Origin of the sequence: Chryseobacterium vaccae (assembly GCF_009602705.1) — a bacterium.
GTDB classification, from domain to species: Bacteria; Bacteroidota; Bacteroidia; order Flavobacteriales; family Weeksellaceae; genus Chryseobacterium; species Chryseobacterium vaccae.
In genome coordinates this window covers 1,672,627-1,695,437 of the sequence record NZ_VSWH01000001.1, presented here as the reverse complement: position 1 = coordinate 1,695,437, position 22,811 = coordinate 1,672,627, and the positions used below count along the sequence as shown (strand labels likewise).

General features: G+C 37.6%; 25 protein-coding genes. 15 read left to right on the top strand and 10 right to left on the bottom strand.

All coding sequences use genetic code 11. The features are described 5' to 3' along the window. The first annotated feature begins 124 nt into the window (after positions 1–124). Together FW768_RS07580 and FW768_RS07575 are read left to right on the top strand one after the other, a co-directional pair. Positions 125–445, top strand: a complete 321-nt coding sequence (locus FW768_RS07580; RefSeq protein ID WP_153394245.1) for a nucleoside triphosphate pyrophosphohydrolase family protein — start codon at positions 125–127, stop codon at positions 443–445. Next, the gene (locus tag FW768_RS07575; RefSeq protein ID WP_153394243.1) at positions 442–1,002 is read left to right on the top strand and encodes a DNA-3-methyladenine glycosylase I; all 561 of its coding nucleotides are present in this window, start codon (positions 442–444) and stop codon (positions 1,000–1,002) included. The genes FW768_RS07580 and FW768_RS07575 overlap by 4 nt, the downstream gene beginning before the upstream one ends. Positions 1,003–1,092: 90 nt before the next feature. Here FW768_RS07575 and FW768_RS07570 read toward each other — a convergent pair whose 3' ends face one another. After that, positions 1,093–1,602 carry a hypothetical protein gene (locus FW768_RS07570; RefSeq protein WP_153394241.1) on the bottom strand — a complete coding sequence of 170 codons (510 nt, stop codon included), beginning with the start codon at positions 1,600–1,602 and terminating at the stop codon, positions 1,093–1,095. Between the two features lie 263 nt (positions 1,603–1,865). After that, positions 1,866–2,231, bottom strand: a complete 366-nt coding sequence (locus FW768_RS07565; RefSeq protein ID WP_153394239.1) for a winged helix-turn-helix transcriptional regulator — start codon at positions 2,229–2,231, stop codon at positions 1,866–1,868. Positions 2,232–2,325: 94 nt separating this feature from the next. Here FW768_RS07565 and FW768_RS07560 point away from each other — a divergent pair, with 94 nt between their 5' ends. Then, positions 2,326–2,856, top strand: a complete 531-nt coding sequence (locus FW768_RS07560) for an NAD(P)H-dependent oxidoreductase (protein WP_153394237.1) — start codon at positions 2,326–2,328, stop codon at positions 2,854–2,856. A gap of 67 nt (positions 2,857–2,923) precedes the next feature. Here FW768_RS07560 and FW768_RS07555 read toward each other — a convergent pair whose 3' ends face one another. The 4 genes from FW768_RS07555 to FW768_RS07540 form a co-directional block, all read right to left on the bottom strand. Beyond that, on the bottom strand, positions 2,924–4,399 hold the full coding sequence (locus FW768_RS07555; protein WP_153394235.1) for a T9SS type A sorting domain-containing protein: 1,476 nt from the start codon (positions 4,397–4,399) through the stop codon (positions 2,924–2,926). Positions 4,400–4,529: 130 nt separating this feature from the next. Next, positions 4,530–5,003: a hypothetical protein gene (locus FW768_RS07550; RefSeq protein ID WP_153394233.1), complete on the bottom strand. Its 474-nt coding sequence runs from the start codon at positions 5,001–5,003 to the stop codon at positions 4,530–4,532. A 61-nt stretch (positions 5,004–5,064) separates the two neighbouring features. Continuing rightward, on the bottom strand, positions 5,065–6,651 hold the full coding sequence (locus FW768_RS07545; RefSeq protein WP_153394231.1) for a patatin-like phospholipase family protein: 1,587 nt from the start codon (positions 6,649–6,651) through the stop codon (positions 5,065–5,067). A gap of 53 nt (positions 6,652–6,704) precedes the next feature. Next, the gene (locus FW768_RS07540; protein ID WP_153394229.1) at positions 6,705–7,604 is read right to left on the bottom strand and encodes a magnesium transporter CorA family protein; all 900 of its coding nucleotides are present in this window, start codon (positions 7,602–7,604) and stop codon (positions 6,705–6,707) included. 72 nt (positions 7,605–7,676) lie between these two features. Between FW768_RS07540 and FW768_RS07535 the strand changes: the two genes are divergently transcribed. Then, positions 7,677–8,699 (top strand): 3-oxoacyl-ACP synthase III family protein, encoded by a 1,023-nt coding sequence (locus FW768_RS07535; RefSeq protein ID WP_153394227.1) that lies wholly within the window; start codon positions 7,677–7,679, stop codon positions 8,697–8,699. A 348-nt stretch (positions 8,700–9,047) separates the two neighbouring features. Here FW768_RS07535 and FW768_RS07530 read toward each other — a convergent pair whose 3' ends face one another. Beyond that, positions 9,048–10,208, bottom strand: a complete 1,161-nt coding sequence (locus FW768_RS07530; protein WP_153394225.1) for a thioredoxin family protein — start codon at positions 10,206–10,208, stop codon at positions 9,048–9,050. Positions 10,209–10,503: 295 nt separating this feature from the next. Here FW768_RS07530 and FW768_RS07525 point away from each other — a divergent pair, with 295 nt between their 5' ends. After that, positions 10,504–12,126, top strand: a complete 1,623-nt coding sequence (locus FW768_RS07525; RefSeq protein WP_185151950.1) for an AraC family transcriptional regulator — start codon at positions 10,504–10,506, stop codon at positions 12,124–12,126. A gap of 343 nt (positions 12,127–12,469) precedes the next feature. Here FW768_RS07525 and FW768_RS07520 read toward each other — a convergent pair whose 3' ends face one another. Continuing rightward, entirely contained in the window at positions 12,470–12,679 is a 210-nt protein-coding gene (locus FW768_RS07520; RefSeq protein ID WP_153394221.1) for a hypothetical protein, read from the bottom strand. A 240-nt stretch (positions 12,680–12,919) separates the two neighbouring features. Here FW768_RS07520 and FW768_RS07515 point away from each other — a divergent pair, with 240 nt between their 5' ends. Next, positions 12,920–13,792: a TraB/GumN family protein gene (locus FW768_RS07515; RefSeq protein WP_185151949.1), complete on the top strand. Its 873-nt coding sequence runs from the start codon at positions 12,920–12,922 to the stop codon at positions 13,790–13,792. Between the two features lie 57 nt (positions 13,793–13,849). Here FW768_RS07515 and FW768_RS07510 read toward each other — a convergent pair whose 3' ends face one another. Both FW768_RS07510 and pruA read right to left on the bottom strand, forming a co-directional pair. Beyond that, positions 13,850–14,071 carry a cytochrome C551 gene (locus FW768_RS07510; protein WP_153394217.1) on the bottom strand — a complete coding sequence of 74 codons (222 nt, stop codon included), beginning with the start codon at positions 14,069–14,071 and terminating at the stop codon, positions 13,850–13,852. A 253-nt stretch (positions 14,072–14,324) separates the two neighbouring features. Then, complete coding sequence (pruA, locus tag FW768_RS07505) at positions 14,325–15,950, bottom strand: L-glutamate gamma-semialdehyde dehydrogenase (protein WP_153394215.1); 1,626 nt, start codon at positions 15,948–15,950, stop codon at positions 14,325–14,327. Positions 15,951–16,356: 406 nt separating this feature from the next. Between pruA and FW768_RS07500 the strand changes: the two genes are divergently transcribed. From FW768_RS07500 to FW768_RS07460, 9 genes are all read left to right on the top strand, one after another. Next, complete coding sequence (locus FW768_RS07500; RefSeq protein WP_153394213.1) at positions 16,357–16,719, top strand: hypothetical protein; 363 nt, start codon at positions 16,357–16,359, stop codon at positions 16,717–16,719. Positions 16,720–16,874: 155 nt separating this feature from the next. Beyond that, a complete protein-coding gene (gene ureA / locus FW768_RS07495; protein ID WP_153394211.1) occupies positions 16,875–17,177 on the top strand; it encodes an urease subunit gamma in 303 nt (100 codons plus the stop codon). Positions 17,178–17,191: 14 nt separating this feature from the next. Next, entirely contained in the window at positions 17,192–17,560 is a 369-nt protein-coding gene (ureB, locus tag FW768_RS07490; protein WP_153394209.1) for an urease subunit beta, read from the top strand. A 1-nt stretch (position 17,561) separates the two neighbouring features. Beyond that, complete coding sequence (gene ureC / locus FW768_RS07485; protein ID WP_153394207.1) at positions 17,562–19,283, top strand: urease subunit alpha; 1,722 nt, start codon at positions 17,562–17,564, stop codon at positions 19,281–19,283. 112 nt (positions 19,284–19,395) lie between these two features. Beyond that, positions 19,396–20,043: a hypothetical protein gene (locus tag FW768_RS07480; protein ID WP_153394205.1), complete on the top strand. Its 648-nt coding sequence runs from the start codon at positions 19,396–19,398 to the stop codon at positions 20,041–20,043. Further along, positions 20,033–20,542 (top strand): urease accessory protein UreE, encoded by a 510-nt coding sequence (ureE, locus tag FW768_RS07475; protein WP_153394203.1) that lies wholly within the window; start codon positions 20,033–20,035, stop codon positions 20,540–20,542. The genes FW768_RS07480 and ureE overlap by 11 nt, the downstream gene beginning before the upstream one ends. Position 20,543: 1 nt before the next feature. After that, positions 20,544–21,233, top strand: a complete 690-nt coding sequence (locus FW768_RS07470; protein WP_153399833.1) for an urease accessory protein UreF — start codon at positions 20,544–20,546, stop codon at positions 21,231–21,233. Between the two features lie 146 nt (positions 21,234–21,379). Continuing rightward, complete coding sequence (ureG, locus tag FW768_RS07465; RefSeq protein ID WP_153394201.1) at positions 21,380–22,018, top strand: urease accessory protein UreG; 639 nt, start codon at positions 21,380–21,382, stop codon at positions 22,016–22,018. Further along, positions 22,019–22,807, top strand: coding sequence for an urease accessory protein UreD (locus tag FW768_RS07460; protein WP_153394199.1), 789 nt, complete (start codon positions 22,019–22,021; stop codon positions 22,805–22,807). Positions 22,808–22,811: the final 4 nt, after the last annotated feature.

The following is a 22,811-nucleotide window of genomic DNA, read 5'->3' as shown; positions in this document are numbered from 1 at the left end:
ATGATCTGAATTCTGATTAAATGATAAAAATTAAAACCCCTACTGACTAACAGTTGTCAATGTGGTGTCTTATCTTTATACTCTGAAAAGTTTTAAATAGAGATTAACGATTATTATAAAGATCATGAGCACCAATAATTTTGACGAGATCATAAAACGCTCTTTACACATCAGAGAAGAGTATCATAAACTTGAAATAAAAAGCCTGAGAACAAAATGGACCCTGGAAGAAGATACCTTAGCCTATCTTACAGATGCAGGGCTCATCGGAAGAGATATCATGTCTCATCAGAAAAGATGGCTGAAAAAAGATTCAGCAGAAGAACTTGAACATAAATTAGCAGAAAATATCTGGTGGCTGATCGTTCTGGCAGACCGTACAGGAATTGATATGAAAGAAGCCCTGGAAAAATTCTTAACAAAAACAGAAAATATATTTCAATGAGTTATTGCTTAGCTATATCCGGAATGCAGCCCGAAAGCAGAAAAGAACTGCATAAGAACTACCACGACAATTATTACGGGTTCCCGATTCACGATGACAATGAATTATTTGGAAGGCTGATCCTGGAAATCAATCAGGCAGGATTAAGCTGGGAAACAGTACTGAAAAAAGAAGAAAGCTTCAGAAAAGCCTACAGCAATTTTAATATCCGGGAAATCGCGTCTTATACGGAAGAAGACCGAGAAAGACTTCTGAATGATCCGGGGATTATCAGAAACAGACTGAAAGTGAACGCCGCAATTGAAAACGCCAAAACCATTCTGGAACTGCAGAATGAATTCGGCTCATTTGAAAAATGGCTGGATCATCATCACCCCAAAAACCTTCAGGAATGGATGAAACTCTTTAAGAAGACTTTCAAGTTCACAGGAGGTGAAATTGTGAATGAATTTCTGATGAGTACCGGATATCTGAAAGGAGCACATCATGAAACATGTCCTATACATGCTAAAGTTTTGGAACATAAACCCTTGTGGAAAAGTACGGAGGAAGGCTAAAATGATGAGGTAAAAGTTTCGGTTTCAGGGAGCGGCGGCGGAGCCGCCGCTCCCTGAAACCGAAACTGCAGTTTATAAAAAGAAGGTATTCTATCGTAAGCTTCGTACTGAAACATCAGGTTTTTCACCCTGAGGAACAATAAAAATAGCATCATCATTGATGGTATCTCCAGAATCGAAATAATAACTTCCTGTTACCGGAATGGTACTGGTTATATATTTACCGGATTTATCATAAGCAGAATAAGTTACATTAATGAGCTGGGTTTTCATTCTCAGCTGGATCTTTTTAGAGGTCAGTTTTGCTCCCGTAGCATTAATGCAGTTTATTTCTACGATGCCGGTATCGTTTACGATCTGGGGATAAGAAGAGAGCCTGATATTGTAAGATTTATCTGTTGAGTTCTTTACAGATGCAGAAACCTTATAACGGTCATAGGGCTTTCCGCCTGCCTGTGTGCTTTCTTTGTTGAGAATAGAGAAAGTAACCTTCATACCGTTTACGTCTACTGTTTCGCCGTCAGAGATCTTTTGGGCATTCGTATAAATTCCGCAGCATAAAGCAGCTGTCGTACAGATAAAAAAAAACAGTTTTTTCATAATATCATATTTTATGGGTAATAATTATTAAATTTATAAAAAAAACCATTTATAATATTGAAAAATAAAATAATTATATAAAATATAATAAAATATTAAAATAATTTATTGTTTTCCCTGTTTTTCATTTTTATGTCACAATAAATCCCCTGTAGTACTAAAAGTATAAACCTGAAGTAAAAGGATTATTTGGTGTTTAAAAGATTTTTGGAAGGTCCCGGACACGAATAACTTCCACTCTTCCTCTTCCTGCTTTCCTTTTTTTATATTTTTTGAACAATCCGTTTGTGTTGCTTTCCCCATTTTTCAAGTTCAAGAATAATGTTTTTAAGTTGATAACCGATCTCTGTAAGTTCATATTCCACGCGGGGAGGGACTTCAGCATAAACCGTTCGGGTAATGATCTTCTCTTCTTCCAGTCTGCGGAGCTGAAGCGTGAGCATTCGTTCCGTGATATTGGGAAGACATTTCTTCAGTTCCCCGAATCTGAGTTTTCCGTTGATGAGGTAACAGCAGATTGCCAGAGACCATTGGCCGCCGATCAGGTTGGAGGCATATACTTCAGGGCATTCATCGGCAAGTGCCTTTTTATTGGCAAAATTGGTGGAGGTTTCTTTTATTTTAGTCATTACTTACATTTTTTATAGTACCCTACAATTGGTTGCTAATGTACGAAATGTAAGTTATGTATATTAATTTTGTATCAGAAATCGAATTAAAAAAATGAAAACATTAGTAATTGTCATCCATCCGGATATGGAGAAATCAATGATCAATAAAAGATGGATAGAAGAATTAAAAAAATATCCTGAAAAATATACGGTTCACGCACTGTATGAAGAATATGCCGATGAAAAAATTGATGCCGTCCGAGAACAGCATTTAATGGAGGCCTATGATAAAATAGTTTTTCAGTTTCCTTTTTACTGGTTCAGCAGCCCTCCGCTTCTGAAGAAATGGCTGGACGAAGTACTCTTATACGGCTGGGCCTACGGAAGTAAAAGCGGCTATAAACTTGGAGGTAAGAAAATGTCGCTGGCTGTTTCCGCAGGAATTGATGAGGAAGGATATAGTGCTTCAGGAAAATACAAATATACCATGAACGAGCTTTTCCGGCCTTATGAGCTGACTTTTGATTATATAAAAGCAGATTATAAAGAACCTTTTGTATACTACGGAATAGAAAATGATCCTTCAGAAGAATGGGTTGAAAAAAGTGTTCCTATGTATCTGGAATTTTTAGATACACTATAGCATAAAATCATTTTTATATCACTCTATAAACTCTTATTAACTATTGGATATATTTTGTTATTGCAGATTATTTCTTAATGATTTTTGAACTTACCAGTGTGTAGTCCTTTGAATAAACTTTAATAAGATAAGTTCCTGAAGTAAGAAATCCTAAATGCAGATCAATGATCTGTTTTCGTGAAAAGTTTTCAGTATATATTTTTTTTCCTGAAAGATCAAATACTTCTGTGGTCAGCTGTTCATACAGTTTTCCCAGTTGGATGGAAACAGAATGGGAAAAAGGGTTGGGATATATTTGAAATGAAATTCCGGGATCAGTCTCGTGAACAGACAGGGTGGGGTCTTTGAATACATATACGGCTCCGGTTGTGGATACATAATTGATTCCTGCAGGATCCAGAGCATGATGGGGAGCTCCTACTGCTATCAGTCCGTTGCTGATACTTACTCCACGGCCAAAATTATCAAAAGAAGAAGGATTGGAGTGGTAGATCTTTTGATCGAGTGCCCATTCACTATCTGCCTTAGGCTTATAAATAAAAACGCTTCCGCCATTAATTGTTCCGTTCATAGAGGCGGGAGCTCCAATGGCCAGGATATTGTTTTCAATAGAAACCGAAGTCCCGAAAAAAGAGGTGCTGTCATCATTAATGGTTTGTTTATATTCATAGCTGTCCGATGCAGAATTGTACTTGTAAACAGAAACAAATAAGCCCGCATAGGCGGTTACTAAAAGATAATCATCTTTTGCATAAACATTAGAACCAAATTCGGTTTCTCCCGCTATAGGAGAATTAATGGTCTGTATAATTTCCCAGCTTCCTGCTGTATTCTTCCTGTAAATATTAACCTGGCCGGCATTAGGAGTACCATTAGCCTCTGCATTTCGTTTTCCTGTAAATATCCTGTTCCCTTTTATAAAAACTGCAGGATTATTGATATTTCCGTTGCTTGAAAAAGGCAGGCTTTGTGTAAATTCAAATTGCTCCGTAGCGTTGTTAAACTCAAAAACGGAAACATCAGATTGAACAGATCCAACAGCCAGAATTCTTGATTCGGCAGCCAGACTTGATCCGAAACCTCCTTCAGTAATGGCTGCAGGAGGTTCAATTTTCTGAAGCTGAATCCAGTTTCCGGTATTGTTTTTACTGAAACGATATACGGCTCCCTGATTAGTGAATAGATTTCCGTCTTTATAAGGAGCACTGATAAAAAGATCATTATTGTCTACTGCAAACTTTTTTCCGAATCCGTCAACCGTAGCCCGGTCATTGGGAACAATCTTAGCTTTCTGTATCCATGCATTATTTTCGCGCTCAAATACATATAGACTGCCTGCTTGAAATATAGAGTTCTGCCCGTTGGAATCAGTATTATTACCCGTGGCATTGGAATACAGAACATTGTTTTTAAGTAAAATATCAAAGCCAAAATTCGCAGCTACATTTCTTTCACTCTGTGCTATTTTCCAGGTTTGTATCCAGCCTTGTGAGTAAACAGCCAGACATGATACAGTACACAAAAAAGTAAATATATTTTTCATAAACAGTACTTTTGAAGGGTGGTTTTTTGTGAATTATAGGTGAAATTACAAAATATAAATATAACTTCTAATTAAAATTGATTTCATTTTCAATGAGTTAATGGCATACTGTGATGTTGATGTTATTTTTTTAGCCGGAATATTTTTTATTAAAGTAATCCAAATCTATTGCCTGCTCCTGAAAATAGTCCTTAAACCGATCAGAAAGGTTTTTATCTTTAAATTTCACGATGGTATAGCTGCTGTCAAAAGCTATAATTTCTAAAACGCTTTCCTGAATTGAAAAATGATTGCTTTTCCAGACATCAGGATCTTCAGCAGATAATTGAGAAATGTACATTGAATCCGGTTCAGTAGCAGAAGGTACAGCAGCAATGATTCCCCAGATGATCTGAGTATTGCTGTTGTAAATCCGCTCAAATTGTCCGTGATTCAAAATAAAAAAATCATGGTCAAAGTTAATAGGAATGGTACCATCAGGCATGAAATCAAGATCAGTAAGAATCCAGTTATAGGCGGTGATGTTTTTCCAGACAGGCTTTAAAATTTCCTGAAGATTGGTATGAAATTTTACCTTTTTAATGCTTCTGATAATCCAGTTCATGTATTCCGATTATTGAAAATTCTTTTTACAGATTTTAATAGTTAAAAATACTCAAAATTCCTTACCCCACTGTCGGTGTATCTTCTTCCTTCAGTATTTTTTTGTCTTTCATTGAAAGCATCATTCTTTCATATTTATATTTTTCCCAATCGAATTGATTAAGAAAATCCAAAGCCGCCTGAAAGCCTCTGTTGAAAAGATCTTCTTTTTCTTCCTTCTTCATAAAGAAATTTAGCCAGCTGCTGGTTCCACAGTTGACAGACTGAATGCTGAACAGACGGTAAAAGCTGTGTTTGGTAAGGAAAGATTTATCATTAAATCCTTTTAAAGTACTGATGATGTTTCCTGCATACGAAAAAGGAGTTTTGAGAATTTCTTCACTGGTTTTTCCTTTCTCTGAAAGAATATCAGAATCGCTGGTAAGCTGTACTCCGAATAATGGCAGTCTGGGATAAAAAACATCATTGGCGTGAAAAAGATCAATCGGGAAATTAGAAATACTTCCGCCGTCAATAAAAATTCCGACAGGGTAGATGTCTTCGGGCTTTGTACTCATCCAGAACTTCCAGGCATACTTCACGGAATCCTCATCTTTATTAATTCTTTTCTGAAATGGTTCAAAAAAGAAGGGAACAGACATGGAAGCCCGTACAAATTCAGCTGGACTGATGTGTTTTAACTCTTCTTCTGACCAGTACAGATTAGCCATTGTAGGAAGCTCCACTTTGATTTTGGCATTGATATCTGTAGCAACCACTACATATTCCGACCGGAGCTGGTAAAACGGATTGTTTTTATAATAATCATTATTGGCTGCACTTTCATAGAAAATTTTATACCGTGTCAGGTCAATATGCTCAATATTTTTATGCTTAATGGCTTCAATACTCTGAAGGGTTTTCTGATAATATTCCTGATTGTTTCCGTAACGGTAACTAAGGTTGAGATCATGTTCTTTCTGAATAAACTTTTGATTGAGCTGGGCAACCGTTTTAATCCCGAACCCGTCCAGTGCCGTTTTCATAGTGTCTGAAAAAACAGTTCCCGGATTAAGCCCGCTGTTGGCTTTTCTGAAATTATTATAAAGCTTTTTAATACAGAAAAAAAGGATAATAGCCGGAATCAAGGGAATTAAAAACAGGAGTTTAGCATTCAGAATCGTTTCAGAAGGAACAGCAAAAGGAATGGTGATGAGAAGAATAATGCATACGATAGCGATAATGATATTGATTTTAAAGAAATTTTTATTATTCAGTATAGCATGGATGGTCGTTTTTACGTACGTTTTTCCATCCATAAAATCAGCAAAATTCCAGCTGAATAAAATGTCCTTAATGACTTCGCTTTTAGCTTCCTCTTTTGTTTTACAGGCTGCGATAAGCATCGTATTGATCGCTCCGGCACTTGTTCCTGCCACTTTCAGAAAACGGATTCCAAAAATCTCCAGTCCGTACAGATAACCGACGAGTGCGCTTCCCCACACACCGCCGCCTTCCTGTACAAATTCTACATACTGGTTTCCGTAAACATCCAGCAGATCAGAAAACTCTTTAGAAGAGATGTTTTCATGCAGAGCAATAAGTTTCTCTTTGGATTCCGCGGAAAGAATATCGTTTTCAAGAATTGTATTCAGGTCTTCGGTTTTCATGGTGGATATTTTAGAGTTGGTGGTGTTTATTTGGGAGAGCTATTACAGATTGGCTACCATTGTTTCCTTCTCGCGTAAATAAAGGTACAGATCACCACCACAGCCATTACTCCAAGCGTTATAAAATAGCCGTATTTATGATGAAGTTCCGGCATATTGTCGAAGTTCATTCCATACAGTCCGGCAATAAACGTGATCGGTAAGAAGTAAACCGAATAGATGGCCAGTACTTTCATCACCTGATTCGCCTTTTGGTCAGAAAGAGCCAGGAACATGGAAATAAGGTTGGTAATCTGAATATTCAGATGGTCAAAATCGGCAACAACGTCCTTGTGCTTATCTTTTAAATCGACAATCTCAGAATCCTGAAGGTTTAACAATTTGAATTTATCTACAGCATCCGTGGAAATAACAAGCACCCGCGAATTAAGTCCCGATTTTCTTTTCAGCTTATAAAGCCTCCGGATCTGGTTTGTATGGTTAGTGTTCTTAAGAAAGATCTCGTTTTCAATATTATCCATGGTTTCCAGAAGACTTACGGATTCATCGTCAAAACTTTTCATTACCAGAAGCGCAATCATTAATGCAACTTTGGAAGGTGAAGCTTCTGTCTGTTGGGTTGAAAGCTGTTTTTTCGTCTCCGAAATACTTTTCGTTTTCATCCTGTGGATGGTAATAATGGTGTTGTCCAGCAGAAAGATCCCGATTTTTGTACTGATATCACTGATGGTGTTAAGATTTTTTCGTTCCAGTTCCGTACTTTCACGGAGAAGAAAGAATTTTACATTTCCGTCTTCTTCATATTTCGGAAGGTGGTTAGGATCCATAGTGTCTTCCAGAAGAAGATTATTGATCTCATATCTCTCGTGAAGAAACTTCAGGTCCTCCGCTGTGGGAGCCTCTACATCTACCCATTCGCATTGGGAGTCTCTGTATATTGTATCAATTGGCATATAATAAAAATACTAATATTTTGAAATACTATGTGTTAAATAAGTTTATCTTTGCCAAAATTAAAAAACTATATGATTAAAAGTACAATAAAAGGGATCGGATTTTATGTGCCAGATAATGTTGTTACCAATGATGATCTAGCAAAACTAATGACTACCAATGATGAATGGATTACAGAAAGAACAGGCATCAAGGAAAGAAGACACAGAAAAAACAGGAATGATTCTCAGGAAACCAGTGCTTATTTAGGTTTCAAAGCTTCTGAAAAAGCAATTGAAAAAGCAGGGTTAATCGCTCAGGATATCGATTATATTATTTTTGCAACCCTTTCACCGGATTATTATTTTCCAGGATGTGGGGTATTACTTCAGGAAATGCTTGGATGCGGAACAATTGGTGCTTTGGATGTAAGAAATCAATGCTCCGGATTTGTATATGCGATGAGCGTTGCCAATGCATTCATTAAATCGGGTACTTATAAAAATATATTGGTTGTAGGAGCAGAAATTCATTCTTTCGGACTTGATTTTTCTGATGAAGGAAGAGGAGTTTCCGTGATTTTCGGAGATGGGGCAGGAGCTATTGTACTTTCTGCTACAGAAGATGAAAATGCAGGAGATATTTTAGCCGTAAATATGCATTCTGAAGGAAAATATGCTGATGAATTGTGTACCCAGTTCCCGGGATCTAAATTCGGATGGAGCGACAGAATGAGAAAAGAACCGGAAAATGTGACGAATAAAGAAGTATACCCAATCATGAACGGAAACTTCGTATTCAAACATGCGGTAACAAGATTCCCTGAAACCATGCAGGAAGCCTTGGATAAAGCAGGGAAAAAGATTGAAGATCTGGATATGTTCATTCCGCATCAGGCCAATCTTAGAATTGCCCAATTTGTACAGCAGAAATTCGGACTTCCGGATGAAAAAATCCACAACAATATTCAGAAATACGGAAATACAACAGCCGCATCTATTCCTATTGCTTTAAGTGAAGCCATTGAAGAAGGAAAAATCAAAAGAGGAGATCTAGTACTTCTTTCAGCGTTCGGAAGCGGATTTACATGGGGAAGTGTTTTATTTGAATATTAATAAAGAGTAAGGGCAGCTGAAATATAAATTAACCTCAATCCGGGATAAGAAAATCAGACTTATATTTAGAGTTATAATTGATGATCAATTTATAAATTTTTGTAAAAAAATATAATGTTATTTGATTTTTTTTAAGTGCTCCGTAGGAGCGACCTGATCATTATAATGATTCATATTGTTCTGATAGAGCTTTAATACGACCAAAATTTGAAAACAATTATAACCTCAGAGTCCGGGATAAAACGTTTGACTTAAACTGGTTTGAAGCTGGGAGAAGGAAAGTAATTGACCTGTTAAAAATAAAAAAGCCCCGCAGAAAATTTCTGCGGGGCTTTTAAATGGTATTGATTAAAGACTTTTCAGTAATTTTTCAGTGTCTCCTGAATCCTGTCCTTCGCTTTTTGCAAGCTGGATTGCTTTTTCAGCCCAGATTTTTGCATTCTTTTTGTCTCCAATCTTGTTATAAAGATTAGCTAATGTATCTGTATTGGCATACTCTTCTTTTTTCTTTACCGACTCCTGAGCCCATACGATGGCCTGCTGTAAAGACGGTTTACTGTTTACGTTTTCAAAGAAATTCCATGCAATAGAATTTAATTCCTGAGAACTTGCTTTACTGATATCCTGATACAGTTCTATGGTTAACTTTTCGTAAGCCGGAATATCTTTATCTTTTAAGGCTCTGGAAGCTTTTGCTCTTTTCAGCGTTTTTTCAGCTTCCTCTTTAGTCATGAACTTCTGAGTTTCTGTGATGAAATAGCTGTCATTCCATGTTTTTGTATCAGCATTATATGCTTTTTTAGCGATAGTATTCAGCTTAATACTTTTGTCGAATCTGTCATATTGAGCTTCAGGGACAATTTTGGTAATATCAGCTTTCTTAGCCTGGAAAATCTTGTACAAAGGGCTTTCTGTACTCTGAGTTCCTGATAGAAGCATCTGTACGTCCTCCTGATCTAGAGTTGTTTTCTGCTGGAAATAACGATCCAATACTTTGCCTGCCAATTCTGCATCATTGTAGATGGTAAGGCTGGCAAGGTTTTTAAGGAATTCAGGATCCTTTTCTCCTTTTTCAAACTTCTGTTTCAAGGAAGTCAGTCTTTTATTAGGATCCTCTGCATCTTTCGCAAATTGAATGAAGTCTTTTTCTTCCACATAACCTAAAGTTCTGTGTACTTCCTCACCGTCACCATTAATAAAAAGGTATGTTGGAAATGCTTTTACATTGTATTTCTTTGCCAGGCCAACTCCTTCTCCTTTTTCCATGTCGATCTTTGCATTCACAAAATGGGAATTATAATAATCTCCTACCGTCTGAAGCGGGAATATATTTTTTACCATCAGTTTACATGGTCCGCACCATGACGCGTAAGCATCAATAAATACCAGTTTGTTTTCTTTTTTTGCTTTTGCCAGAATTGCAGCAAAATTGCTGTCTTCAAATTTAATTCCCTGTGCCCAGGATAAAACTCCTATAAATAAAGAGGAAAGTATTGCTATTTTTTTCATAAAACTTTTTATTGATTACAAATGTAATAATTATGATAACATATCAGTCGATACAAATTAAAAATAGTTACGAAAATTTTATTTTCAATATTGTTATAATTTGTTTAGAAAATTTAACATAAATTTCGTTTATATTGTTATTAAAATAAATTTAATTTACATTTTTAGTTAAAAAATTAAATAATAAGATAATGTTTCATTAAAAAATAAAATATTAGTAGCTTTGTAAAAAACAAAAAGACACTCCATGAAAATGATGAATTATTATACAATTTACATAATAATTTATTCTTTTATGTTCAGAAGTCTGCTGAAATTTTTGTTTTTATTGATAACTGCTGTGCCTGTTCTGGCCCAAAAGAAGTACAGTTTCGATCAGATCTGTGAAAGAACTTCTGTTCATGTTATTCCAAAAGATATTCCCAAAGCCCTGAAAAAAGCAGATTCCTTATATATGTCTGCACACGAACCTCTGGAAAAGGTGAAGAGTCTTATACTTGTTGCAGAGCTTCATCATTTTGCCGGAGAATTTAAGAAATCTCTATGCTATGGTGAAAATGCCTATTCCCTGCTGAACCAGATTAAAGATGCAGAATGGATTACCCGGGTCAATGGGTTTCTTGCCAAAGAGTATCGGTTGGTAGGTCTGTATGAAAGATCAAAAAAATATACCCTGTTAGGATTAAAATCAGCCGGACAGATCAACGATCCCGGGAAAAGAAGCGAAGCAGCAGGATTACTGAATCAGGAACTGGCTTATTATGAAATGGAATTAGGAAATTTTCCCAACGCTATTCCCTATATTGAACGTTCACTGAAAGAATTTGAAAAAAATGATCCAGAATATAATGACCGGCCGGCAGCAGCCTCTCATCAGATGCTTGGCTATGTCTATTTCAGGCTTGAGAATTATGACCTTTCAGAAGCATATTATCATAAGGCGGAATCCCTGCTTAAAGAAGACTGCTGTATTCTGGGGCTAATTTACAACGGGCTTGGAGGTATTCGTCTGAAACAGAAAAACTGGAAGGAAGCTGAGGTATACCTTAAAAAAGCTGAAAAAATTGCCGACAGTTCCCGGAGTCTTAAGTTGAAAAAAGCTGTTTATTCCAATATCAATGATTACTATGAAGGAATAGGAGATAATTTCAAAGCTTCATTGTATGCGGTAAAATATGTAAGAGCTTATGAAGATATGGATGCCAGGAGCCGTGAAATCACCGGGATAACTGAGAATGTACTGAAACCTCATAAAAAAAGTGCTCACATCAGTGTCATCAAAAATACAGCCATCATTGTACTGCTTACTTCTCTGGTAGGAATTATCATTTTCTTCAGGATTAAACAGAAAAAACAACGGTCAAAGTTAAGAAACATTATAAGAAGTCAGATACAGCTGATTGCCAGCCAGGATGAAGCTTTACAGGTGAAATCATCCGGAGGTTTAGAATTCTCCAATATTTCAGTAGAAGAAGTAGATGATAAAGACAATGGCGGCAATAAGAAAAAAAATGAACCTTTAATGACCCAGGAAACAGAAACCAAACTCCTGGAACTTCTGGAGGATTTTGAAAAAGGAGAATTGTACAATAACAAAAATATGTCACTGTCATTTCTGGCAGCTGAACTTAATACCAATACAAAGTATCTTTCTTATGTCATCAATCAGCATAAAAATGCTGACTTTAAAACTTATGTCAATCGTTTAAGAATTAACTATATTGTAGATAAGCTGATTAATGATGATCGGTACAGACAGTATAAGATCAGTATTCTTGCAGATGAGTGCGGGTTTTCTTCGCACAGTAAATTTGCTTCGGTATTTAAGGCGGTTACGGATTTTTCTCCTTCGGCTTATATTAAACATCTTGATGCAGAAGCTCAGCCGGATAATACCCATTTTCGTGAAAACAATTAAAATATAGTCTGTTTTCTGCATTCTGTCTTTTCATTTTCACGAAAACAGATAACCTATTGTTTTATGTAAGCTATTCACTGCTATATCTTTGCGAAAGCTTTATCCAGAAGGTTTTTCGTTTTGGAAACCCCAACTCCTAAAATTAAAATTGTAAAAAGCTTACTATAATTTTAGACTTCAATAAAAAACAGATACCAATTCTGTAAGAACAAAATACATCTTTACAAATTGTTAAACACAATTAGAATTTATATATCATACAATCGGGGTTGATTGCCCGGTTTTTTTCAGTCAAGTTTTTTTAAGTGCAAATCCGCGGCATTGCCGCGGATTTGTTTTTGTATTATTTAGCCTTTAAGCTGTCGTTTTTTACTTTTGTAGAATCTTTAGGAATTACAGCAGGCTCAGAATGGGCAACAGCAGTAGACCCCATACTGTTTCTCATAAAATCCTTATCGTGGGCTTCTTTGAATTCTTCTCTTTTTTCTTTATTCTGAGCACAGCTTCCCAAAAAGATAATTCCCAAAACTGTTCCTGCCAATAGTTTTTTCATATTCTATTATTTTGATGTTTAGTGTAATCAAATATATAAAAATAATAATTTTTTTATAACGATTTATGATGGATTTTTTGAAAAATTAATTTTAATGTAATAGATGAACTCTTCACCTTTCTTATCTCTATCGGTTTAAAAAATCAACAAAGAAGAAAATTAATCCTTCAATGTTTACATTTTTACAATTTTCTGATTTTATGAACTACTATTTTTGAGTTAATGAAAAACATAAACATTATGAAAAATAGTATAAACAAAGGTCTGATTCTAATGTTTACAGCAATGGCAGCATTTACTTTTGCGCAGGAAACTTATCTATGGAAAGTTACTTCCAAGAACGGAAAACATATTTCTTATTTTTTCGGAACCATGCATATGGCCGGTGAATCATTCTATAATCAATATCCGGTCATTAATACTTCTCTTTTGTCCTGTGATATGGTGATGACAGAAACAGAAACAAAAAGAAACAGAGTTATTGATGAATTCAATAGCCGTGAGGATTCCAATGACCTTGAATCTAAACTGTCGCCGGAAGAATATACAAGACTGAAATCTGTTTTTAAAAATACAGGAATAGACCTCAAAAAGCTGCGTCGTGATGAAATTGTAAAAATGATGCAGCTTAGAATCTGGAAATCCGGCTGTGCAGGCTCAGATCAATACATGCTGGACAGCTATATTCAAAAGCAGGGTGAAGATAACGGCAAAGAGATGGCCTATCTTGAAACCTCAGAAATGCAGCAGAACTATATAGAAGAATCGAAAATATCAAGATACAAATCCGGAACAGCCGTAATAAAAGGAACTTTAAAAAGATATGAAAAAACGATGGCATCGAACGAAAAGAAATGCCGGGGAATGCAGAATGAATATCTTGAGCTGAAAGACCGCTATATCTTTAATAAGTCCTGCGAAAGTCTTAGCAAAAGCGATCAGATTCTTGTTACTCAAAGAAATGGCAGATGGATGCAGATTCTTCCCGGACTGATAGAGACAAAGAATGTTTTTGTAGCAGTAGGCTTGGGGCATTTCTCTTATAGCTGCGGACTTATAGAGCAGTTTAAAAGCCTGGGTTATTCCGTGGAACCGGTTCCTATGAAATCATAAAAAAATCTGCAGAACTTTCATCTGCAGATTTTCCGTTTTAAATTGAACATATTATATTTATTTAGCCGGTGGTGCTGTAGCCGCTGAATCCATTTTCATCTTGATGGTATCAGGATTGGACATCTTTGTTTTCATAGTGTCGGTCGTCGAAGGTGGTGATGTTTTCATCTGGCCTGTCGCTGCCGAGTCAGAATTTTTTGATGACATTGTGGACTCTTTGGTTCCGCAGCTCAAGGCTAATATTCCTGAACCTATGGCTGCTAACAATAACTTTTTCATACGATTTTATTTTGGGGTGTATCCGTAAAAGTCCAATAACTGTTCCTAAGCACCTGCCGGAAATATTAAAACATCAATAAAGTTTGTTAAAAGGTGTTAGATTTCAGGGAGTTTGAGTAAAAGGGTTAAAACTTTTTTGAATTTTATATCTTTTGTTCTCGTTCTTTATGACCATCAAAAAAGCCCCAAAACCAAAGTTTCGGGGCTGTGTAATAAAGGTAGGAAGCAATTACTTATTGCCTATTACTCATGATTATCCTAGGTATGGATATTTATAATCTTTTGGAGAAACAAAAGTTTCTTTTACGCTTCTTACAGACGTCCATCTTAGAAGGTTCATTTTAGAACCTGCTTTATCGTTGGTACCTGAAGCTCTACCTCCTCCGAAAGGCTGCTGTCCTACAACCGCACCAGTCGGTTTGTCGTTGATGTAGAAGTTTCCTGAAGCATTTTCTAATGCTTTGTAAGCTTCATTGATTGCATAACGGTCTTGAGAAAATACAGAACCTGTCAATGAATAAGGAGAAGAAGAATCAACTAATTTCAGCGTTTCTTTCCAGTCCTGATCTTCATAAACGAATACAGATAAGATAGGGCCAAAGATTTCTTCAACCATACTTTCATACTGAGGATTTGTCGTTTCAATTACTGTTGGGTGCACAAACCATCCTTTAGAATCATCACATGTGCCGCCAATAGCTACAGTAGCTTCACCGGAAGCATTAGCTCTGTCGATATATCCTTTACATTTTTCGAAAGAATTTTTGTCGATGACAGCGTTCACGAAGTTAGAAGGATCTTCAGGGGAACCGATTTTGATTGTGCTCATCTGAGCTTCCATTACTTTTTTCACATCAGCCCAAAGAGATTTAGGTACATACGCTCTTGAAGCTGCAGAACATTTTTGTCCCTGATATTCGAAAGCTCCTCTTACTAAAGCAGTAGCTACAGCCTCTACGTTAGCAGACGGGTGAGCGATTACAAAGTCTTTACCACCAGTTTCTCCAACAATTCTTGGATATGTTCTGTAGTTGTGGATATTGTCACCGATCATTTTCCACATTCCCTGGAATACTTTCGTAGAACCGGTAAAGTGAAGACCTGCAAAATCAGGGTGTGCCAATACTTTTTCAGCGGTTTCTTTTCCGTCTGTAAAGATCATGTTGATCACCCCTGCAGGAAGACCTGCTTCAGTTAATACATCCATGATCACTTTCGCAGAATAAACCTGTTTGTCAGAAGGCTTCCAAACCACAACGTTTCCAAGCATAGCCATACAGGTAGGAAGGTTTCCTGAAATAGCCGTAAAGTTGAATGGAGTTACTGCAAAACAGAATCCTTCAAGCGGTCTGTATTCTACACGGTTCCAGATACCATTGTCAGATACTGGCTGCTCAGAATACATTTCCGTCATAAACTCTACGTTGAACCTTAAGAAATCGATGAATTCACATGCAGCATCAATTTCAGCCTGGTGTACATTTTTAGACTGTCCGATCATCGTTGCTGCATTGATCACATCTCTGTAAGGACCAGCCAACAAATCAGCTGCCTTTAAGAAAATGGCCGCACGTTGTTCCCAGCCTAGTTCGTTCCATTCCTGTTTAGCTGCTAATGCCGCGTTAATAGCGTCATCCACATGTTGCATACCACCTTTATAGTAAAATCCGAAGTCATGCGCATGATCCTGTGGAGACTGAAGTTGTACTTTCTCATCAGTTTTTACTTCCTTTCCGTTGATGATCATTGGAATTTCTGTCTTTTCCGCCCACATCTTTTTGTAAGTGGCAATAAGGCTTTTAACTTCCGGAGACCCCGGTACATAAGAATTTACCGGCTCGTTTACCGCTAATGGTACTTGCGAAATTGCTTTTGACATATTATATCGTATTATTTTAAATTAAAAATATGTTGGTATACAAATTTACAATAATTAACGCTAAAGAAAAAATACACTTTATTTTTATAAAATCAGGAATACCTGTAAATAATCTTTAAAAAATATCATTTTTAAGAACAGATAATAGAAGCATTTTCGTGTTTTTTTGTTCAATCTTTTAAAATAGATCTCAGAATGTACAGGATTTGAATACTTATATAAATATGAACACTGTAAGACTTGTCACAGTTAGTATGTGATGCTTATGTGCTGTATTCAAGGTGTTTATAGATAAATTCTGAATTTGTTGCATTTTGCATTTGTCCCGATTTTGAACATTTTAAAGTTTTTTTTTGATAGCTGAAAGATGTGGTATTGTCCTAATTTTACACCATCAATGACTGATATGAAAAACAGGATTCTATTATTCTCCTTTGTAATGTTTTTTGCCGCCTTATGTGCAGGTCTCTTTGCAGATCAGGGCAAGAATCAGTCATATGCTGATGCTTCATCAAAAGCACACCTTCTAAAACAATCCGATAACCAGACCCAGGCTGAGATTTACAACCTTTCCGACGATCAGGATACCCAGGATTCCGAAGACCTTGAAAAAGTAAAATTTGATTACTCAATCATCACACAGCAATGGCTGAACTTTTTCTTCAATGGTTATACGTACAATACCAAAGTAGCGGCTGTACAAAACCACGTTTATATTACAGCACCAAGATACATCCTGTATCATTCTCTGCAGATTGCAGGCTGCTAATCATCACACCCATTTTTAATGATTCATTATGATTGATATGTGCGGAACGACATATCCATAAATTCATTGCCCTTTATCCAATACTTTGAATCCTTCTATTTGCCTTTACAGAAAGGCAGACGGGGAATCGTATACCCAATTTTAAATTCAATACTATGCATTTAACACCGAGAGAAACGGAAAAGCTTATGCTGTTCCTGGCAGGAGAACTTGCCCTAAAAAGAAAGGCCAGAGGTCTTAAATTAAATTATCCGGAATCCATCGCTCTGATCAGTCACTTTTTGCTGGAAGGAGCAAGAGACGGAAAAAAAGTAGCCGAACTGATGCAGGAAGGCGCCCAGCTTCTTACCAAAGATGATGTAATGCCAGGTGTGGCAGACATGATCCACGATGTTCAGATTGAAGCCACTTTTCCGGACGGAACCAAACTGGTAACCGTTCATAACCCCATCCGTTAATACCTATTTCTATTATGATACCAGGAGAAATTTTTGTAAAAGAAGGGACCATTATCTGCAATGAAGGCAGAGAAACGGTCAAAATAAAAGTAACCAATACAGGAGACCGTCCTATTCAGGTAGGTTCACACTTCCATTTTTTTGAAGTAAACAAAGCCATGAGTTTTGACCGTGAAAAGGCATTCGGGAAGAGACTGAATATCGTAGCCAGTACTGCCGTGCGTTTCGAACCGGGAGAAGAAAAAGTAGTGGAGCTGGTAGAAATAGGAGGAACCAAAAAAGCAATGGGCTTCAATAACCTTGTTGATGGACAGGTAGATTCTGAAGAACAGAAAAAAGCAAGCCTTGCCAAAGTTGAAGAGTTAAACTTTAAAAATCATTAAGATGAGCTTAAATGTAGACAGAAAACAATATGCCAATATATTAGGTCCTACAGCCGGAGACAAAATCAGACTGGGAGACACTGAAATTATTATTGAAATTGAAAAAGATTTTACCCACTACGGAGACGAAGCCGTTTTCGGAGGTGGAAAAACCGTACGTGACGGGATGGGACAAAATGTGACGGCAAAAAGAGACGAAGGAGTTCTGGATCTTTGTATCACAGGTGCGGTAATCATCGATCACTGGGGAATTGTAAAAGGAGATATCGGAATTAAAGATGGTAAGATCGTAGGGATTGGAAAAGCAGGAAACCCCGATACAATGGATGGTGTATCGCCTAATATGATTATCGGAGCCTCAACAGAAGTTCACGGCGGAAAAGGATATATTGTAACGGCCGGAGGGATTGATACCCATATCCACTATATCTGCCCGCAACAGATCGAAACCTCTCTATACAGTGGAATCACTACAATGATTGGAGGAGGAACAGGTCCTAATGACGGAACAAATGCGACCACCGTTACCCCAGGAAGATTCAATATGCAGAAAATGCTTGAAGCCGCAGAAGAATATCCTATGAACCTTGGTTTCTTCGGAAAAGGAAACTGTTCTGCAGAAGAACCTATTGAAGAGCAGGTAGAAGCAGGTGCTTTAGGAGTAAAGATCCACGAAGACTGGGGAGCAACCCCTGCAACAATTGACGCTGCATTAAAAGTAGCCGATAAATACGACGTACAGGTTGCCATTCACACCGATACCTTAAATGAAGGAGGTTTCCTGGAAGATACCATGAGAGCAATCAACGGAAGAGTAATTCACACCTTCCACACGGAAGGAGCAGGTGGAGGTCACGCTCCGGACATCATTAAAGCAGCTATGTACCCGAATGTACTTCCGGCTTCTACCAACCCTACACGTCCTTATACCATAAATACGATTGATGAGCACTTAGATATGCTGATGGTTTGCCACCACTTAAGTAAAAACATCCCTGAAGATGTGGCATTCGCAGATTCACGTATCCGCCCTGAAACCATTGCCGCAGAAGATATTCTTCACGATATGGGAGTGTTCAGCATCATGAGTTCCGATTCCCAGGCAATGGGAAGACCTGGTGAAGTGATTACAAGAACCTGGCAGACGGCAAGCAAAATGAAGGAGCAGAGAGGTGACCTGGATGAAGATAAAGACACAGGAAATGACAACTACCGCGCTAAAAGATATGTGGCTAAATATACAATTAACCCTGCTATTGCACATGGTATTTCAGAATATGTAGGATCTCTTGAAGAAGGAAAATTAGCCGATTTGGTGATCTGGAAACCTGCATTATTCGGAGTAAAGCCTGAAATGATTGTAAAAGGAGGATTCGTAATTGCGTCTAAAATGGGAGATCCTAACGCTTCTATTCCGACACCACAGCCTATTATCTATAGAAATATGTTTGGTGCTCATGGAAAAGCGAAATATGGTATTTGTGCCAATTTCGTTTCCCAGATCTCTATTGATAACGGAACCATTGCTTCTTACAAACTGGAAAAGATGATTCTTCCGGTGAAAAACTGCAGAAATATTTCTAAAGCAGATCTTATTCATAACGATAAAACCCCTTTAATTGAAGTGAATCCTGAAAACTATAAAGTAACGGTAGACGGTGAATACATCACTTGTGAACCGGCAGAAACACTTCCTTTAACACAGCTGTATTACTTGTTCTAAGATAAATCTTGTATACCGAAACCTAACAGATTTCTGAAACCTGTTAGGTTTATTTAACAGTAAAAAAGATTCATCAAACAACATTTACAATAACTATAGAACTAAGTTTAGAATGAAATATTTAAATAAAACAGTTTTCTCTCTTGCCATAGCCGGAATGTCTCTGCTTTCAGGAAATCTAAACGCTCAGTTTCTGGGAGGAGCAAGGATTAAAAGTGACGAAGACGGACCAAAAGGGCAAATTATGATGTATGGTTCATTAGATTATTCTAAAATCAGTACCCCGTCAAACAGCAGCAGCACGGTTTCAAGTGCACCGCTTGGAGTAGGATATTTTATCAATAACAATGACCTTGTCGGAGTGAATTACGCCTATTCTCAGAATACAGTTAACCATAATGTGGTCTATAAGCAAAATGAAGCTGGACTCTGGTACAGTCCGTCATTAATGCTCGGAAAATACTTTGTCCTGATTGCTCAGGTTGATGCACATTACGTTTGGGGGCAACAGCAATCCATAGCAGCAGACGAAATGCAGAATTTTAACGGATTCCGTCTCCGTGCCTATCCGCTCATCGGAATATTATTAGGCGGAGGCTGGGCTTTGAAATTCAAATTTGCAGAACTTTCAATGCTTCAGACCAAAACCAAACAGGAAGGCTGGACGAAGAGCTATGTGGCAGGAATCAGTGGTTCAACATTCGGGGCAGGCATTTCCAAAAACTTTGACTTCAGAAAAAAATCGAAAAATGATCATTAATCAAATCATAGGCAATCTTACCGAAAACCCTACCGAAAAAAATATAGATTATCTGGATCTGGAATGGTTTGAAACCACCAAAAGAATCCAGCGTAAAAAAACCAGACAGGGAACAGATGTTGCCATTAAATTTCTTAGAGAAGGACAGCGTCTGCATGAAGGAGATATTCTTTTTGAGGATACCGAAAAAGTGATTGCCATCAACGTTGTGGAAACAGATGCTATCGTTATGGTGCCGGGATCTTTGCTGGAAATGGGAACCGTTTGCTATGAAATCGGTAACAAGCATATCCCGCTTTTCATTCAGGAGGACAAAGTACTGCTTCCTTTTGAAATGCCGATGTTCAGATGGCTGGAAGCAAGTGGCTTTAAACCGGAAAAACAATCCGTAAAACTGCTGAATCTTCTTAAATCCAATGTGGAACCTCACGGACACGGAAGTCTGGGATCATCCATCTTTACAAAAATCTTAAAAATGGCAGCCCCGAAAGATGAATAACATGAATCTGAATTTTTTATCAGGACTGCTTCATCTGGCAGATCCCACATTACCTATCGGAGGGTATACCCATTCCAATGGATTGGAAACCTATGTACAGGAAAGAATCGTACATACCAGAGAAACAGCAAAGGGATTTGTACAGAACATGCTTCAGTACAATCTTAAATACAATGACGGCGCTTTTGTAAAATTAGCTTATGAAGCCGCTGAAAATAACGATCTGGAACTGCTTTTAAGCCTGGATAACGAATGTAATGCCATAAAATGTCCTAGAGAAATTCGCCAGGCCAGTCAGAAACTGGGATTGAGGCTGATTAAGATCTTCAAAAGAAGAGAAAATTTTCCCTTCATGGAAGCTTTTGAAAAAGCAGTGCGGAACTGTGAAGCCAATTCACATTACTGTATCGTATTCGGAGTGTATGCTTATCTAATGAAAATTCCCCTGTACGAAGCTCTTCTTGGCTTTTACTATACCTCAGTAGCCGGAATGATCACGAATGCTGTAAAGTTGGTTCCGCTGGGACAGTTAGATGGGCAGGACATCCTGTTCTCTCTCTATCCGGTCATGGAAAAAACAGCTCATGAAACCATCGAACTGGACAGAGATATGGTAGGACTATGCAACACGGCTTTTGATATCAGGTGTATGCAGCATGAAAGACTTTATTCCAGACTGTATATGTCATAATAATTCGCGAAAATCCAAAGGGCAAATGATTAGAATAGAGAAGTTCTTTTGCTGATTGAAATGCCTTTGCGACTGTAAAATATTCTCAATCAATAAAAAAAACTTAGCGCTCGTAGCGTTAAAAAACAAAGTAAAATTTAAAAAAAATGGAAAACAGAAAATATATAAAAGTAGGAGTGGCAGGACCTGTAGGTTCAGGAAAAACCGCATTACTGGAACGTTTAAGCAGAAAATTATTCGGGACTTACGATCTTGGAGTAATTACCAATGATATTTACACCAAAGAAGATGCTGAATTCATGGCGAAAAACAGTCTTCTTCCCCACGAGAGAATTATCGGAGTAGAAACAGGAGGATGCCCTCACACTGCTATCCGTGAAGATGCAAGTATGAACCTTGAAGCAGTAGATGAGCTGGCAGCACGTTTCCCGGAAATCGAACTGGTTCTTATTGAAAGTGGGGGTGATAACCTTTCAGCAACATTCAGTCCGGACCTTGCCGATGTTACCATCTTTATTATTGATGTGGCTGAAGGAGAAAAAATTCCGAGAAAAGGAGGTCCCGGTATTACCAGATCAGATCTTTTAATCATCAATAAAATTGACCTTGCCCCTTATGTAGGAGCCAGCCTTGAAGTCATGGAGAATGATGCCAGAAGAATGAGAAAAGGAAATCCTTTTGTATTCACCAACCTTAAAACGGATGAAGGTCTGGATAAAGTAATCGGGTGGATTAAAAAATATGCACTTCTTGAAGAAATTGAAGAACCGAACCTGGTAAGATAAATGGACAGTCGTTTAAATATTATTGCAGGATTCAAGGGAGGAGAATCGTATGTGAAAGACCTTTATGTCTCACTTCCTTTCAGGGTAGTTTCTGTAGGACAGCGGAAAAGCGACAAAAAACTCTATCAGATGATTATGAGCTCTTCTCCCGGAATTCTGGACGGAGACCATTATCATCTGGAGGTAGCGCTGGAAAAAGGAGCCTCTCTTCAGCTGCAGTCGCAGTCGTATCAAAGGCTGTTCAATATGAAGGATAGGGCAGTGCAGGAACTCAATGTAAAAATGGAAGATAATACCTCTTTTGCTTATGTTCCGCATCCTGTGGTTCCGCATGAAGATTCTAATTTTCAGAGTAAAGCCAATATCCATGTCGGAAGAAACAGCCAGATCATTATCAGCGAAATCATTACCTGCGGAAGAAAACATTACGGAGAAGTCTTTAAGCTGAAACGTTTTCAGAATCTCATGGAAATTTATCACAACGATAAACTGGTAATAAAAGATAACGTGGTGATCCAGCCGGATCTGATCCCCATCAGCTGCATCGGAAATCTGGAAAAGTATACCCACCAGGGAACGCTCATTTTCTACAGTACAAAGAAGAACGTGGATAAAAATGGACTGATTGAAACCATTATTGAAGCAGCAGAACAGCATAAAGAAGAGATGGAGGTGGGTGTTTCCGCAATGGAAGACAATGGCTTTGTCGTAAGAGCTTTAGGACACGGAGGAGAGCTGATGTATAATTTCTTTCTTCATATCCAGGAATTACTCTGGTCTCTTGAATAAATAT

What these genes read in the sequence shown, in the direction of transcription:
- FW768_RS07580 (WP_153394245.1), top strand. Translation starts at nt 125, where the DNA reads ATGAGCACCAATAATTTTGACGAGATCATAAAACGCTCTTTACACATC.
- FW768_RS07575 (WP_153394243.1), top strand. Translation starts at nt 442, where the DNA reads ATGAGTTATTGCTTAGCTATATCCGGAATGCAGCCCGAAAGCAGAAAA.
- FW768_RS07570 (WP_153394241.1), bottom strand. Translation starts at nt 1,602, where the DNA reads ATGAAAAAACTGTTTTTTTTTATCTGTACGACAGCTGCTTTATGCTGC.
- FW768_RS07565 (WP_153394239.1), bottom strand. Translation starts at nt 2,231, where the DNA reads ATGACTAAAATAAAAGAAACCTCCACCAATTTTGCCAATAAAAAGGCA.
- FW768_RS07560 (WP_153394237.1), top strand. Translation starts at nt 2,326, where the DNA reads ATGAAAACATTAGTAATTGTCATCCATCCGGATATGGAGAAATCAATG.
- FW768_RS07555 (WP_153394235.1), bottom strand. Translation starts at nt 4,399, where the DNA reads ATGAAAAATATATTTACTTTTTTGTGTACTGTATCATGTCTGGCTGTT.
- FW768_RS07550 (WP_153394233.1), bottom strand. Translation starts at nt 5,003, where the DNA reads ATGAACTGGATTATCAGAAGCATTAAAAAGGTAAAATTTCATACCAAT.
- FW768_RS07545 (WP_153394231.1), bottom strand. Translation starts at nt 6,651, where the DNA reads ATGAAAACCGAAGACCTGAATACAATTCTTGAAAACGATATTCTTTCC.
- FW768_RS07540 (WP_153394229.1), bottom strand. Translation starts at nt 7,604, where the DNA reads ATGCCAATTGATACAATATACAGAGACTCCCAATGCGAATGGGTAGAT.
- FW768_RS07535 (WP_153394227.1), top strand. Translation starts at nt 7,677, where the DNA reads ATGATTAAAAGTACAATAAAAGGGATCGGATTTTATGTGCCAGATAAT.
- FW768_RS07530 (WP_153394225.1), bottom strand. Translation starts at nt 10,208, where the DNA reads ATGAAAAAAATAGCAATACTTTCCTCTTTATTTATAGGAGTTTTATCC.
- FW768_RS07525 (WP_185151950.1), top strand. Translation starts at nt 10,504, where the DNA reads ATGTTCAGAAGTCTGCTGAAATTTTTGTTTTTATTGATAACTGCTGTG.
- FW768_RS07520 (WP_153394221.1), bottom strand. Translation starts at nt 12,679, where the DNA reads ATGAAAAAACTATTGGCAGGAACAGTTTTGGGAATTATCTTTTTGGGA.
- FW768_RS07515 (WP_185151949.1), top strand. Translation starts at nt 12,920, where the DNA reads ATGAAAAATAGTATAAACAAAGGTCTGATTCTAATGTTTACAGCAATG.
- FW768_RS07510 (WP_153394217.1), bottom strand. Translation starts at nt 14,071, where the DNA reads ATGAAAAAGTTATTGTTAGCAGCCATAGGTTCAGGAATATTAGCCTTG.
- pruA (WP_153394215.1), bottom strand. Translation starts at nt 15,950, where the DNA reads ATGTCAAAAGCAATTTCGCAAGTACCATTAGCGGTAAACGAGCCGGTA.
- FW768_RS07500 (WP_153394213.1), top strand. Translation starts at nt 16,357, where the DNA reads ATGAAAAACAGGATTCTATTATTCTCCTTTGTAATGTTTTTTGCCGCC.
- ureA (WP_153394211.1), top strand. Translation starts at nt 16,875, where the DNA reads ATGCATTTAACACCGAGAGAAACGGAAAAGCTTATGCTGTTCCTGGCA.
- ureB (WP_153394209.1), top strand. Translation starts at nt 17,192, where the DNA reads ATGATACCAGGAGAAATTTTTGTAAAAGAAGGGACCATTATCTGCAAT.
- ureC (WP_153394207.1), top strand. Translation starts at nt 17,562, where the DNA reads ATGAGCTTAAATGTAGACAGAAAACAATATGCCAATATATTAGGTCCT.
- FW768_RS07480 (WP_153394205.1), top strand. Translation starts at nt 19,396, where the DNA reads ATGAAATATTTAAATAAAACAGTTTTCTCTCTTGCCATAGCCGGAATG.
- ureE (WP_153394203.1), top strand. Translation starts at nt 20,033, where the DNA reads ATGATCATTAATCAAATCATAGGCAATCTTACCGAAAACCCTACCGAA.
- FW768_RS07470 (WP_153399833.1), top strand. Translation starts at nt 20,544, where the DNA reads ATGAATCTGAATTTTTTATCAGGACTGCTTCATCTGGCAGATCCCACA.
- ureG (WP_153394201.1), top strand. Translation starts at nt 21,380, where the DNA reads ATGGAAAACAGAAAATATATAAAAGTAGGAGTGGCAGGACCTGTAGGT.
- FW768_RS07460 (WP_153394199.1), top strand. Translation starts at nt 22,019, where the DNA reads ATGGACAGTCGTTTAAATATTATTGCAGGATTCAAGGGAGGAGAATCG.